15 protein-coding genes are annotated in these 14,508 nt (G+C 28.6%); 14 read left to right on the forward strand and 1 reads right to left on the reverse strand.

Features of this window, described 5'->3' with window-relative positions; genetic code table 4:
* Positions 1-217 precede the first annotated feature (217 nt).
* A complete protein-coding gene (locus ACWXVQ_RS02350) occupies positions 218-1,606 on the forward strand; it encodes a putative cysteine peptidase (protein ID WP_455993836.1) in 1,389 nt (462 codons plus the stop codon).
* A 249-nt stretch (positions 1,607-1,855) separates the two neighbouring features.
* Here ACWXVQ_RS02350 and ACWXVQ_RS02355 read toward each other — a convergent pair whose 3' ends face one another.
* Entirely contained in the window at positions 1,856-2,167 is a 312-nt protein-coding gene (locus tag ACWXVQ_RS02355) for a hypothetical protein (RefSeq protein WP_438340403.1), read from the reverse strand.
* Positions 2,168-2,561: 394 nt separating this feature from the next.
* Between ACWXVQ_RS02355 and ACWXVQ_RS02360 the strand changes: the two genes are divergently transcribed.
* From ACWXVQ_RS02360 to ACWXVQ_RS02420, 13 genes are all read left to right on the forward strand, one after another.
* Complete coding sequence (locus ACWXVQ_RS02360; protein WP_438340402.1) at positions 2,562-3,311, forward strand: DNA-processing protein DprA; 750 nt, start codon at positions 2,562-2,564, stop codon at positions 3,309-3,311.
* Between the two features lie 109 nt (positions 3,312-3,420).
* Complete coding sequence (gene deoD / locus ACWXVQ_RS02365) at positions 3,421-4,137, forward strand: purine-nucleoside phosphorylase (RefSeq protein ID WP_438340401.1); 717 nt, start codon at positions 3,421-3,423, stop codon at positions 4,135-4,137.
* Positions 4,137-5,432 carry a thymidine phosphorylase gene (locus tag ACWXVQ_RS02370; RefSeq protein WP_455966125.1) on the forward strand — a complete coding sequence of 432 codons (1,296 nt, stop codon included), beginning with the start codon at positions 4,137-4,139 and terminating at the stop codon, positions 5,430-5,432. Before deoD ends, ACWXVQ_RS02370 begins: the two co-directional genes overlap by 1 nt.
* Positions 5,433-5,459: 27 nt before the next feature.
* Positions 5,460-6,122 (forward strand): deoxyribose-phosphate aldolase, encoded by a 663-nt coding sequence (gene deoC / locus ACWXVQ_RS02375; RefSeq protein WP_438340399.1) that lies wholly within the window; start codon positions 5,460-5,462, stop codon positions 6,120-6,122.
* A gap of 32 nt (positions 6,123-6,154) precedes the next feature.
* A complete protein-coding gene (gene upp, locus ACWXVQ_RS02380; RefSeq protein WP_438340398.1) occupies positions 6,155-6,781 on the forward strand; it encodes a uracil phosphoribosyltransferase in 627 nt (208 codons plus the stop codon).
* A gap of 84 nt (positions 6,782-6,865) precedes the next feature.
* Entirely contained in the window at positions 6,866-7,822 is a 957-nt protein-coding gene (locus ACWXVQ_RS02385; protein ID WP_438340397.1) for an HAD-IIB family hydrolase, read from the forward strand.
* A gap of 1 nt (position 7,823) precedes the next feature.
* The gene (locus ACWXVQ_RS02390; RefSeq protein WP_456013487.1) at positions 7,824-8,522 is read left to right on the forward strand and encodes a ribonuclease HIII; all 699 of its coding nucleotides are present in this window, start codon (positions 7,824-7,826) and stop codon (positions 8,520-8,522) included.
* A gap of 165 nt (positions 8,523-8,687) precedes the next feature.
* Positions 8,688-9,116 carry a 30S ribosomal protein S6 gene (gene rpsF / locus ACWXVQ_RS02395; protein WP_456013488.1) on the forward strand — a complete coding sequence of 143 codons (429 nt, stop codon included), beginning with the start codon at positions 8,688-8,690 and terminating at the stop codon, positions 9,114-9,116.
* Positions 9,117-9,145: 29 nt separating this feature from the next.
* Positions 9,146-9,610 (forward strand): single-stranded DNA-binding protein, encoded by a 465-nt coding sequence (locus tag ACWXVQ_RS02400; RefSeq protein WP_456013490.1) that lies wholly within the window; start codon positions 9,146-9,148, stop codon positions 9,608-9,610.
* 15 nt (positions 9,611-9,625) lie between these two features.
* Positions 9,626-9,940, forward strand: coding sequence for a 30S ribosomal protein S18 (gene rpsR, locus ACWXVQ_RS02405; protein ID WP_438340393.1), 315 nt, complete (start codon positions 9,626-9,628; stop codon positions 9,938-9,940).
* Positions 9,941-10,068: 128 nt separating this feature from the next.
* Positions 10,069-11,283 (forward strand): AAA family ATPase, encoded by a 1,215-nt coding sequence (locus ACWXVQ_RS02410; RefSeq protein ID WP_456013491.1) that lies wholly within the window; start codon positions 10,069-10,071, stop codon positions 11,281-11,283.
* Positions 11,276-12,214: a phenylalanine--tRNA ligase subunit alpha gene (gene pheS, locus ACWXVQ_RS02415; protein WP_456013493.1), complete on the forward strand. Its 939-nt coding sequence runs from the start codon at positions 11,276-11,278 to the stop codon at positions 12,212-12,214. The genes ACWXVQ_RS02410 and pheS overlap by 8 nt, the downstream gene beginning before the upstream one ends.
* A gap of 20 nt (positions 12,215-12,234) precedes the next feature.
* Complete coding sequence (locus ACWXVQ_RS02420; protein WP_456013495.1) at positions 12,235-14,412, forward strand: phenylalanine--tRNA ligase subunit beta; 2,178 nt, start codon at positions 12,235-12,237, stop codon at positions 14,410-14,412.
* Positions 14,413-14,508 lie beyond the last annotated feature (96 nt).

Consider the following 14,508-nt stretch of genomic DNA (forward strand, 5'->3'; position numbering starts at 1 on the left):
TTTATTTTTTTATGCGCAGCATTTAGGCGTTAATAAATTTAGTCTAATTTTAAGAACTATATAAAAAATAAATTTATAGAGAAAAAGCGAAAACTAGAGCCTTTTATCTTTTTTTAACAAAAAATAAGTCACTAATTTTCATTATTTGGTGAATTGGGTATCTACATTATATTTTGGAATAAAATTAAATATATATGGATGTTAAAAAGGAACAATTATGAAAAGAATGAAATTATTATTACCTATACTAACTATAATGCCTCTATTTGTCATATCGGCTAAAATTTCTAATGATCAATTTCAGAGTGATGAAGAGAAACAACGTTTTTATGTTTTGCACGATTACATAAAGCTTACGGGTAGACAAAATACTAAAATAGTTAGAGAGTTTGATGTCGTGAGTAACCGTATCCCCAATTTTTTAACTGGTAAAATGTATTGATTTAATGATAAAGGTTATTCTGTTATTAGCAATAAAACCAAGAAAATTTATGAAGTAAATCCAGATTTGAAATTCGATAATTTTTATCTAAGAGAAGCCAGACAATTAGAATATCTTGGAAACGGTGGTTTTAATGAAACTATTATTATAGAACCTAAGGAAAAAATATTACCTCATGAAAGAGAAAGAGATCCTAACAATCTTATTTCTTCGGAATATATCCACTTTAAAAAAAGCAATTATATTGAAGTAAAAAATGCTAAAACGGAAAAAGAATTTAAAAAATATAAAATTAATAAGGAAAAAAACGGACTTATTTATGCTGACCATGAGGTTGCTAATTCGTGGTGATTTAAGGTAGCTGATTATAATAATTATGGCTTAAATAGTGAAGAAAATTCATTTATTCCAAACGATAATGATGAATTTCAATATTATAAGAAGTTTCCTTCATATTACACCAAAAGTGAACAATATTTAAAAAAATCTAATGGTGGAATTTGCGGTTATGTAGCTATTAATATGTTAATTTTATATAATGAATTATTTGAATCTTCAGGATATTATAACAGTTGAGAAAGAAAAACTTTTTTAAGGATTCCGAATGGTTCATTTAATTCATACAATGATTTAAAGACTAATTTAAATTATGCTCTAATTCCTCAATTAGATAGTAATTTTTTGAAATATTTATATCAAAAAACATGGTTTGGTGGCGGTGTTAATTATTGATGACAGGCAAAATATATTGCAGAATCAATATTAAATAACAAATGATATAACTCTAAAATTAATTATTCATATTGAGGTGACTATATCTTTGGCCAACCCTGGTCAACAATTGTAGATTATAAGAGGCCAACTGCCTTGGCGGGATTTTATACAGGGGTATCTCAAGATGACGGCGATAAGAAATTATGAAAAAGTGGGCATGTAATTGTTGCGTATGGTGCATATGAGGATGGAAGATTTTTGTGTAACTATGGATGAGACAAAAATTATTCGCAAATGATAATATCAAAAAATCATGTTGCTGGAGATTATAATTTTGTAATAAATAATAAGAAAAGAGATAAATTAGAAAAAATGTTTAATTATAATGGAGTTAAATATGATGGGAATGAAATGAATTTTTTACTAAAAGAAAAGGGGTATATTAAATAATGAGTAAAAAGAAGAAAATAATTATTGCTATTGTAACTATTTTGGTTATTGCTTACATTATATTTGTAATATTTGGTTTTGCTTCATCATTAGAAAGAAGATATACAGAATATAAATAATGGAAAATAAAAACAATTCTAAATCAAAATGAATAGCAATACTAACCATTTATACAATATTTGTAGTTTTATTTTTTATTATAACACTTCTATATACGCAGTATTTTTTGGATTATGAAGCCCGGCAATCTTATCCTCAAGTCATTAAACATGAGGAAGCAGTAGCAATATTTTGATATAGTGGATTTAGAGCCACAATTTTAGTTTTAGGGATAATATTAATCACATTTTCCGTTATCTTATATATATGTTTTAAATCAAAAATAAAAACTATATCTAAAACGAACACTATAATAATTAATATATTATTTGCAATTAACATAATTTTATTATCGATATCAGTTATACTAGATGCAACCTTACTCAATGCAATTGATGTTCTTTTATGAAAACTAAAAAGCAATAAACCGACTGAATTCTTAAATCCAAAGCACAAAGCCATTTCGATAATTTATTATGAAAATCTAGAAGTATTAGAAGCATTTCTATTTCTATCATCATCATTATTTGTAATTTTATCGTTCTTTAAAATTTACTATTTTGCAAGCGTAATTCATAAAAATTATTTATTAAAACAACATTAGAATAGAAACTACAAAAATGATTTGAAATACACTAGAATAGGCAAAGATAAATATTATAACGTCATTTAAGTATACTTTTGTTGTGTTATTAGCGAAATTTTAGATAAAAATTGGAGATGTATTTTATATAGCATATGGAATTTCATCTTTTTATAAAAAGGCATTTTTGTGTCTTTTTATTTTCACTGTTTTTTCCCAATTTGGTTGAAGAAATCATCTTCTTAGCATATTATGTTTATATGTGGAGGACGAATGAACGAAATACTATTATATTTTATATTTAAATACAAAGGTGATTGAAACGATGTTTATAAGGCAATAAAAAATAAGGAAGAAATTAAAGAAGAAGAATTTGATACATTTAAATTTAAAATTCATGAGAAAAATAAAAAATTTATAACTATTTTAGATGATGAATACCCTAAACAACTTTTAAATATAACTAAGCCACCATTTGTATTGTTTTATGAAGGAAATCTTAATATCTTAAAACAAAGCAATAGGCAACAATGCATCTACTTAACAGGATCATATGAAACTAAAAATATAATTGAATATATAGAAAAATACAAAAATGACAATGATAGCGTGTTTATTAATTTATATTGGACTGGATTAGAGCAAAAAATCCTAAAAACATTTTTGAAGCGTAATTTTAAGGTTATTATATTGCTTCCATGTGGAATTGAATATGCTAAAAACAATTTAAATTTAAAAGAATTTTTAAATGATAACTGTTTAATTATATCCGAATATCCTAGTGAATATCACATAACTAAAAATGCATTTTATAGTAGACAAAGAATTAACGCTTGTTTATGTCAAAAGATAATTTTGCTTTCTTCATTGGAAAAAAAATATAACGGAACAATTAATGAGTTTCTTGACCAAGGTAAAGATGTGCAATGCTTACTCTTTAGAGATCATTTAAGTGAAGATCAAAATATTGATTTAATTAATGAGGGGGCTACACTTATAAATGATAATAATCAAATTTGTTAGGACTTTTATATATCATAAAGATAATTAAAAACTAATTTTGTAATAAAATTTTTAATGTAATTAAAAATATGGAAATATATAAGAAAAAAATAAGAAAAAAGGAGATTTTATGACACCTCATATAAATGCTAAAGAAAATGCGTTTGCAAAGTTAGTTTTAATGCCTGGTGATCCCTTGAGAGCTAAGTATATAGCTGATAATTACTTAGAAAATGTTGAATTAGTTTCTAATGTAAGAAATGTCTTAATGTATACTGGTTTTTATCAAGGAAACAAAGTTTCTGTGTGCGCTTCCGGGATGGGTGTTCCATCAATTGGAATTTATGCATATGAACTATTTAAAGAATATGGTGTTGAAGCAATCGTTAGAATTGGTTCAGCAGGATCGTTTAAAGCAGAATTAAAAAATTATGAAATCGTTCTTGCATCATCTGCATATAGCGAAAGTACAGCTTTTAGAAGTTCAATTATTAAAGGAGATAAAAATAATATCGCAATACCAAGCCATGACTTGAATGAATTGATCTTAGATTATGCTAAAAAGTTGGGAATGGATGTTCATTTTGAAAGAATTTTAAGTGAAGATGCATTTTATACAGAAAAAACTATTAGCGAAAGAATTGAAACATCTGGTGGTGCGGTTTGTGCAGAAATGGAAGCATATGGTTTATTTACTGTTGCTGAAAGATTAAACAAAAAAGCTGCAACATTATTAACAATTTCTGATAATCTAGTTACAAATGAATTTACAACTAGTGAAGAAAGACAAAATTCATTTAATGGAATGATGAAAATTGCTCTTGCACTTGCTAAGGATTTTCAATAATGAGAATAATTGATATCATAAATAAGAAGGCTAATAGAGAAGAATTAACAAAGGAAGAATTAGAATTCTTTGTTGAAAACTATGTTAATGGAAATATTCCTGACTACCAAGCTTCAGCCCTTCTTATGGCAATTCGTTTAAATTCATTAAATGAAACAGAAACATCGTATCTAACTAATGCAATGATAAATTCAGGTGACACAATTGATTGATCATATTTAAAGACAACTATTGTTGACAAACACTCAACGGGCGGAGTTGGAGATAAGGTAAGTATTGTTTTATGTCCAATACTAGCGGCGCTTGGTCTTACAGTTGCTAAAATGTCTGGCCGTGGCCTAGGACACACTGGCGGAACATTGGATAAACTTGAATCAATTTCCGGATATACGATATCTCTAACGGACAATCAATTTAAGACTGTTGTTGAAAAACATCACATTGCAGTAGTGGGACAAAACGAGAGACTAGTTCCAGCAGATAAAAAGATTTATGCACTACGTGATGTTACAGGCACTGTGGAATCCATACCCTTAATTGCTTCATCAATTATGTCTAAAAAGCTAGCAACAGGTTCAAATTGTATACTTTTAGATGTTAAATGTGGTAATGGGGCATTTATGAAAAATATTGATCAAGCTGAAAAACTTGGTAAATTAATGATTGAAATAGGTAAAAAATTAAACAAAAAGATTGCAGTTGAAATTACAAATATGGAGAAACCTCTTGGCCGTGCTATTGGTAATAAAATTGAAATTCTCGAAGCAGTGGATACTTTAAAAGGTATGGGTCCTAAAGATTTTACCGAAATTATATATTCATCGGGTGCTACATTGCTTACTATTTCAAATAATGCTAAAGATGAGCAACATGCCAGAGCAATGATTAAAGAAGTTATCGCTAATGGTAAAGCATTGCAAAAATTCAATGAATGAATTAAAGCGCAAAACGGAAATGTTGATGAAGTTTATGAATCTAATTGATTTAATCCAACATATAAGTTTGAAATCATTTCACAAAATGAAGGATATCTAAAAATTAATTCAGCTATTGAATTTGGATTAGTGGCCATGAAACTTGGCGCTGGAAGAAGCAAAAAAGAGGATAATATTGATTTTGATGCTGGTGTTTATTTAAATAAAACAACAAATGATTTTGTTAAAAAAGGTGATGTTTTATTTACTTTATATTCATCTAAACCAATCGATGAAAAGCTATCTAATGATTTAATAGATAAAATTGAGTTTGGTTCAAAACCTTTTGAAACCAAAGAAGTTCTAACTAAATTAATGTAATTAAAAAACAAAAAATAGGAGAAAAAAATGCTAAATAAGTTAATTGATCATACCTTCCTTGGTCAAGCAGGAACAACAAAAGATATAGATAAATTAATAGAAGAGGCTAAAAAATATGACTTTAAATCTGTTTGCATAGCGCCTTCTTATGTTAAATACGCAAAAGAACAATTAAAAAATACTGATGTCTTAATTTGCACAGTTATTGGTTTCCCATTAGGATATAACGTTGCAAGTGTTAAAGTTTTTGAAACAAAAATCGCTCTTGAACATGGTGCAGATGAAATTGATATGGTTATGAATGTTGGGCGTTTTAAAGACAAACAATATGAATATGTTCTTAATGAAATTAAAGCAATTAAAGAAGTTTGTGGTAATAAAGTTTTAAAAGTAATTATTGAAACAGCACTACTAACAAATGAAGAAATTGCTAAAGCAACTGAAATAGTATTACAATCAGGTGCTGATTTTATTAAAACGTCAACTGGTTTTTCATATAGAGGAGCAAGTTTTGAAGATATTAAAATTATGAAGGAAGTCGCTAAGGATAATTTATTAATTAAAGCATCTGGTGGAATCAAATCACAGGATGATGCATTAAAAATGGTTGAATTAGGCGCTAATAGACTAGGTACCTCAAAATCAGTTACAATTATCGAAGGTAAAGTAGATAATAGTTCAAATTACTAGTTAAAAATTTAACAAATAAGTAAGGACAAAATATGGTAAAAATTTTTCAACACCCTCTTATCAATGCTAAGTTGACAAAGATGAGAGACGAAAACACCACTCATAATGAGTTTAGGCAAAATCTTAATGAAATAGCATCTTTAATGGTTTATGAAATGTTAAGAGATTATCAAACTAAGCCGTTAGAGGTCAAAACACCAACAGGTTCAATTTTTCATGGCGAGCAATTGGATAAGGAGATTGTCATTATTCCTATATTGCGTGCTGGTCTTGGTATGGTTAATGGTATATTAGATTTAGTACCACAAGCTCGAGTTGGTCATATTGGAATGTATCGTATCGAGGAAACCACACAAGTAGTTGAGTATTTTTTTAAAATTCCTAATGTTGAGAAAGATAGCTATGTAATTATTGTTGACCCAATGTTGGCAACAGGTTCATCGGCTTGCGATGCTATTAGTAGATTAAAAAAACAAGGTTTTATAAACATTAAACTTATATGTTTGGTTGGTGTTGAACAAGGGATTAACAAGGTTAATATTGAGCATCCTGATGTAGATATTTATTTAGCTTCAAAAGATGAAGAATTAAATGAAAATAACTATATTCTTCCTGGTTTAGGAGATGCTGGTGACCGTATTTTTGGAACAAAGAAATAGAAAGAGAGACTATGTGTCTCATTTTCTATTTTCTACCTTATTTTTAAAGAAAATAAATATTTAAATTTTGAAGAAAGGAAAAAAATGGCTTTTAATAAAGAATCAAATAATAGAAGATTTTTATTTGCTCTTGATCTTGATGGTACATTGTTAGCAGATTCTGGTGCTGGAACTATTCACCCTAAAACAGAAGAAGCAATCAAGAGAGCTATTAAGGAAGGACATATTGTATCTATCATAACTGGTAGACCATGAAGAAGCACAATGCCGGTTTATCAAAAACTTGGATTAAACGCTATTGTGGGTAATTATAATGGAGCTCATATACATAATCCTGCAGATCCATTCTTTATACCAACAATAACATATCTTGATTTGAATGAGGTTTTATACATTTTAGGTGATCAAAAAGTTAAAAAAGAAATTTCAAATTATGCTATTGAAGGGCCGGACTGAGTTCAATTAATGCATAGAGATCCGAACCTAGAGAAGGTCTTTGGTTTTAATCAAGCTACAAAATTCCGCGAATCAATAAATTTGGAAAAATTACCCTTAAAACCAACAGGAATAGTTTTTGATTGTCAACCTACAACTGATGTTCTTGATTTGTTAACATATTTAAAAAGAAGATATGGAGATCTTGGCGAATTTTCATCTTGATCAAAAGGTGAAGGATTAAGCCCTGTTTTTGATATTACATCTATTGGAGTTGATAAAGGTAAGGTTATTTCTTTAATGATGAGATATTACAACATTGATATTGACGATACCATTGTAATGGGAGATTCATATAACGATCTGAGCATGTATGAAATCGGTAATGTGGGAGTTTGCCCTGCGAACGCTGAGCAAGCAATTAAGAAGGTTTCGACAGTTGTGATGCCTCAAACAAATAAAGAAGGAGCGGTTGGATACTTTATTGATGAATTTTTAGATAATCCAGATAAATATATTGAAATGGCTAAGAACCTAAAAAACGAATCAAAGAAGAATTTAAAAACTGTAAAAGCCGATAATTTTTATAATAAAGACGAAAAATAATATGATGACAAAAGATTCTGATTATATTGGCGTTGATGAAACGGGAGTAGGCGATTATTTTGCTCCTATTGTTTCAGTTGCTTGTTTTATTCCGGAAGAAAATATTCAATTAATTAAAAATCTTGGCGTTAAGGATAGTAAAAAACTTAGTGATTCTAAGATAATAGGGATTGCTGAATACATTATTAAAAATAATGTTGTTTTGTTTAAGGATACAACAATGAGCCAGAAGGGTTATAATAACTTGATTAAGTTTGGAATTAATAATAATGCAGTTAAAACTCTTATTCATATGAATTCAATTGATAGATTGCAGAATATTGTAAAAAATAATAAAAAAGTTGTTATTGACCAATATACAACATTGAATAAGTTCAATGAGCATATAGCAACCCTTTATAATAAGAATCTTATCAAGAAGAATATTTTTGAGAGAATTAGTTTGGTACAAGAAACAAAAGCTGAGGATAAATTTTTATCCGTGGCTTGCGCTTCCATTTTAGCAAGATATATTCTTCTTAAAAAGATGGAAGCTCAAAAAGCTAATTATGATGGCTTTGATTTTATACTTGGAGCAAGCGATTTGGTTATTAAACAAGGAGTTAGTTTTGTGAAGAAATTTGGGATTTCTGAGTTATATAACGTCGCAAAGTTTCAATTTAAAACAACAAAGAAAATTCTTGAAGAACTAGAAAAATAGCTGTGTTTTGTGTAACTTAACCATAAAATTTATATATTGAAAAAATCCCTATATTTTCTAGTAAAATAATTAGGTTAAAATATTTTAATTTTAAAAAATTATTAACAAAAGGGTGAGACTCCTTGGCCAAATATAAAGGCCCAAAAGTCCAAAAGGAGAACTATAATGTCAAAATATGAAATTATGATTCTAGTTAACCCTACATCAACAGAAGAAAGTGTTAAGGATTTAATATTCTCAGTATTAGATGAAAAAAACACAAAATTCGAAAGATTAGAGAGAACTGAATTAGCGTATCCAATTAACAAATTAACACGTGCAACATATTTCTTGATTTTAACAAGTGCACAACCTGAATTAATAAAAGAATTAACAAGAAAATTTAATATTGATAAGTCAATTATTAGATCATTAATTATTAATTTAAATTCAGAAAAAGGTTTGAAGCCAAGAAAACAAAGAAGATTTACAAAAAGAAATTTTGAAAATAGAAGATCATTTGATAAAAATGAAAACAAAGAAGCAACATCAAATGATAGAAGAAATGAACAAAGAAGACCATACATTAAAAAACAACAACCAGTGGCTAAATAGTTAATTTTATTTTATTGGAGGCAAAAGTTATGAACAAAGTTATTTTAGTCGGAAGACTAGCTTCAAAGCCATATAAGGGGATTACTGCTTCAAGCGTTGAATATTCAAGGTTTACAGTCGTTGTAACTAGAACATATTCGACGCCTAACTCTGAACCTGTTGCGGATTTTATTCCATGCGTAGCATGAAGAAGCAATGCATCATTTATTAACAAATTTTTAGATAAAGGGTCGTTGATGCTAGTTGAGGGAACTTTCCAATCAACAAGAACAACTGATCAAAATGGGCAATTAATTAATAATTATGTTGTTAGTGCTGATAAAATACAATCTCTTGAATCGCGAGAAGTTACTGAGGCTAGAAGAAAAAATAATTTTAAAGAGTTTAGCATTTCCAATGAAGAAAATAACAAGGTTCCAACTAGTGAACAACCATCTACGGAACATACAAGTGATGTTGATGATGCCATAGATGGTTTGAGTTGAGACTTTTAAATAAAGGAGAAAAAAATGGCGAGAATTGTTCGTAAGAAATTATTCGTTCGAAAACGTCCATGTCAATTTTGTTCAAATAAATTACCTGTTGCTTATGTTGATTATAAAAATGAAGAACTATTATCAAAATTAGTAAATCTACAAGGAAGAATTATATCTTCAAGAATAACTGGAACATGTGCTAAACACCAAAGAGCGGTAGCATTGGCAATCAAAAGAGCAAGATTAGTTGCTATTTTGCCTTATATTGGTCCTGTTAAAAAAGAATTTGTTAAGAAGGAAGCAACCCCAAAACCAGTGGTTGATACTACAACACAGGAAACAAAATAAATTTATTTTATAAATAAGTGCACACGAAAGTGTGCGCTTTTTTAATGGCAAAATTGAATGAGAGTTGCTTTTAAAACACCATCATAGAATATTCTTATAGTTTTTTAATTTCAATTATAATTAGTAATATGAAATTAAACCTATCTAATCAGTTGCGCCCTAATAATTTAGATGATTTTGTTTGTTCAAAAATTAAAAGAAACCTTTTCAATTCTATAATCAAAAATAAAGACCTTTCTTCATTTATTTTTTATGGTAAACCAGGTTGTGGCAAAACTACAATAGCTTCAATTCTTGCTAATCAAATGAATGTTAATTATGATTTTTTTAATGCTGCTATTGATAAGAAGGATGATTTACTTACAAAAATCAAAAATAACGACATTTTAATAATTGATGAGCTGCATAGATTAAATAAAGATAAACAAGATATTTTGTTGCCTTACTTAGAAGACGGTTTTATTACCATTTATGCCACAACTACTGAAAATCCTTATTTTAAAATACAACCAGCATTGCGTTCAAGAACTCATATTATTGAAATGGATTTTCCAACGCAACAAGATATGAAAAAAAGACTACAACAGATATCTATACAAATGCAATTCGACTGATTAAAAAATGTTGAAATACAAGATTTTATTGCCACGCAGGCTAACGGCGATTTTCGAGGAGCCATAAATATTGTTGATCTTATAAGTAAACTTAGCACAAGTGATAATATTACATTGGGAAAAATTAAAGAGTTGGTCCCCTCAATAAATTTTGCAAGTGATAATAATGCCGATAATCATTATGATTTGCTAAGTGCTTTTCATAAGTCATTGCGAGGTTCCGATCCTGATGCCGCTTTGTATTGAGGGCTATTAATTTTAAAAACTGGAGACACTAGCGATTTATTTCGTCGAATGTTATGCGCTGCTTATGAAGATGTTGGGTTAGCAAATCCAATGGTCGGCCCACAAACGCTAGCAGCAATTGAAAGTTTCGAGCGATTAGGATTACCAGAAGGTTATTTGCCGATTGGTTTTGCGATTCTTAATATTTCTTTGAGTCCCAAATCAAACTCAGGATATCTTGCTATACAACAAACTAAAAAAATATTGGAACGTAATTTAATTTATCAGCCTCCTTACTATCTTAAGGAATTTAATTTGTCTGCAAGTTTTAAAAAAGAGAAATATAAGTATCCTCATGATTATCCTTATCATTGAGTCCAGCAACAATATCTGCCTAATGAATTGATAAATTTAAAGACATATGAATATCAAGGCCAAGGTTGAGAAAAGAAAGTTAAACAATACTGAGAAATAGTTAAAAAAAAGGAGAACAATAATGTTTAATTTGGATAAAATCAATAATTTAGAAGACTTAAAAAATATTAAAAATCAATTTAATAATTCTCCTGAATTAAAACAATTAATGGAGCAATTAAAAACAGCCTCTAAGGAATTAAAACCAGAAATAGGTAAAAAAATTCAAGAATTAAAAAAACAAGCAGAAGACTTTTTTGATATAGCAAAGGATAAACTTAATAATTTAGAAATCCAAAAACAACTAGAAAAAGATTTTGTGGATTATGCCACTCCTGTTGAAAATGAAGGTTCAATTCATCCCGTTAATCTTGTTTCTCAAAAATTTAGAGAGTGGCTTTTATTTAATGGTTATATTGAGCTAAGTTATTCTGAAATTGAAAATGATAGATATAATTTCGAGAATTTAAACATTCCTGCATCACACCCAGCGCGAGAAATGCAGGACTCCTTATATTTAAATAATAATGAGCTTTTAAGAACACATAATACAGGAATAAGCGCTCGTGCACTTGAGAAATTTGCTAATAAGGAATTTTCACAGTTTGCCATTGGTAAGGTTTATAGAAATGATGAAGAAGATAAAACACATACTCACCAATTTACACAACTTGATTTAGTGAGCGTGGGTAATGTTTCCTTTGCGTCATTAATGTATACATTGAAAGAAATGCTTTCTTATGTACTTGAGGAAGACATAAAAATTAGGCTTCGTCCATCATATTTTCCATTTACAGAACCTAGTGTTGAGGTTGATATTTTTTTCAAAAATAGATGAATTGAGGTTTTGGGGGCAGGCATGTTAAATGATAAAGTTTTAAAATCTGCTGGTTATACTAATATGATGAACGGGTTTGCAGCTGGCGTTGGAATTGAAAGAATTACAATGATTAAATATGGTATTGAAGACATTCGAGAGTTATATACCAATGATAAAAGATTTTTAAATCAATTTAAATAGAGGTTTAAGGAGTTAAGAATATGATTTTTTCATTTAAAACATTATGTAGACTAGCTAATTTACAAACTCATACTATCGAGGATGTTGTTGAAGCAATAAATTCAATTGGTTTTGAAGTGGAACAATATTATAAATTCAGCGATGTTGAAGGTATAAAAATATGTCATGTTACAAATACATACAAGAATCCTCAAGCTGACCGTTTAACAGTGTGTGAGGTTGAATATAGTGACGGACATAAAGCTATTATTCAAACAACTGCAACCAATATGAAAAAAGGTCAGTATGTTCTTTCTTTTGTTCCTGGTTCGAGAAGTAAAGAAATTATCTTTGCTCCAAGAAAAATGAAAGGCATTACTTCGGAAGGTATGTTTGTGAGTTTGGATGAATTGGGTTTTAATTCGAATGTAATTCCAGAGGAATTTGGCAATCAAATATTTCAATTAGATAAAATAGATTTAAATATCGACCCAATAACCTATTTTGATTTAGATGATTATATGATTGAAGTTTCAATTCTTTCTAACCGTGCTGATGCGCAATGTTATCTTGTTATGGCTAGAGAATTAGCGGCATTTTTTGATACCGAGATAAAATGACCAAAAAAGGCAAACCCTAACTTGATTTCTTCATTTGAGGTCAAAAAGTTAAATGATACTCATTCTTTTTCATTGGTTGAAGCGTCTAATAGCAATTTAAGATGTTCATTACAAGAACAAATGCTATTATGAAGACATAACATTAAAACATTTAATAATGCTGTAGACCTTACCAACTTAGTGCTTTTATTTGCCGGCGTCCCATGTCATATTTATAATAAAGAAGACCTACAATCAAATATGTTTAATGTTGATTATTATAGCGGTAAGCTAAATATTTTAGGTAATAAAGAAGTTGAATTAAAAAATGCGCTTTGTGTATTTAATAATGAAACGCCTATATCTATTGCTGCTACTATAGGTTTAGAACAATATCAATTTAAGAAAGAATCTCAAAAAGTTATATTTGAACTTGCTTCGTTTAATATTATGAGTGTTAGAAAAAATGCTAAGCAAATCAAATTAAATACAAATTCATCAATGCGTGCAAGTCGTGAGATATCGGATGGCTCTTTGATTTTGGCTTATAATTTTTTAGCTCAATATTTAACTGATTACTCGCATCAAATCAATGTTCCCAAAACCCACAAGAAGAGTATCTTAATAGATAAATCATATTTGAATAAATGCGCAGGGTTTTCAATTAATAAAACTAAAAAGTTTAATGAGGTAATGAAGAAAATATCTAAACTTGATTTTAAATTTAAAAATGATGAATCAGTTGTTGTTTTTCCAACTTATCGCTATGATTTAAATACTTTGCAAGATTTCGTTGAGGAGGTCTTTAGATTTTATGGTTATGATAATTTTCCACTAAAACAACCTAAAATAGCAAGATTAAATTATGATATTAACAACGTTTATGAATACTATAGAACATTAGCAAATAAAAATTATTCAAATGTTAGAACATATACACTAATAAAACCTGAGGACAACATTTTCGATCCTTTTAATATCAGAGAAATTTTGAATGCAGTGGATGCAAAAAATTATGATCACTCGCAGGTTCGTCTATCATTTATTCATAGTTTGAATGAGGTGGCTATTCATAATGAGAAACAAGGTTTTAAAAAAGGGTCTTATTTTGATATCGGAATGATCGGGCGCAAAATGAATATTTTGGGTCTTTGTTCAAATATTAAATCATTTGCTGAAATTAAACAAGATGTTATGTCATTGACTAATAAACAATTAGAGTTTAAAAAAACACATAGCACAATTTTTCATCCCAACGCATCATGTGTTATTTATCTAGGGTCAGAAATGATTGGATATATAGCTAAAATTCATCCCCAAATTATTAACTCAGATTATATTTTTGCAGAAATAATGCTTGATAAATTATTAAATGATTCTAATACTTTTATTAATTATCGACATGAACCTATAAAAACAAGGGATATTACTTTTGAACTAAATAAACACGAAACTGTTGAAAAAATCATTGAAAAAATTAAGTCAATAAAGGGCATTTATTCATACAAAATTATTGATACTTTTTATAAAAATAATGATACTAAAAATGTTACATTTTCCTTTTTAATTGAGGATTGAGCAATTAAAAAACTTGAGCAAGTTTTTGCTGTTTCTAAATAATTCAAATTTATATTTTTTTCATCTGTTTTCGCTATTTTTTCCTAAAATAACCTACTTTAAAAGCGAGTATTGCAAAATATTAGTGGAGGCAAAAAT

The organism is Mycoplasma sp. 527 (assembly GCF_053851595.1).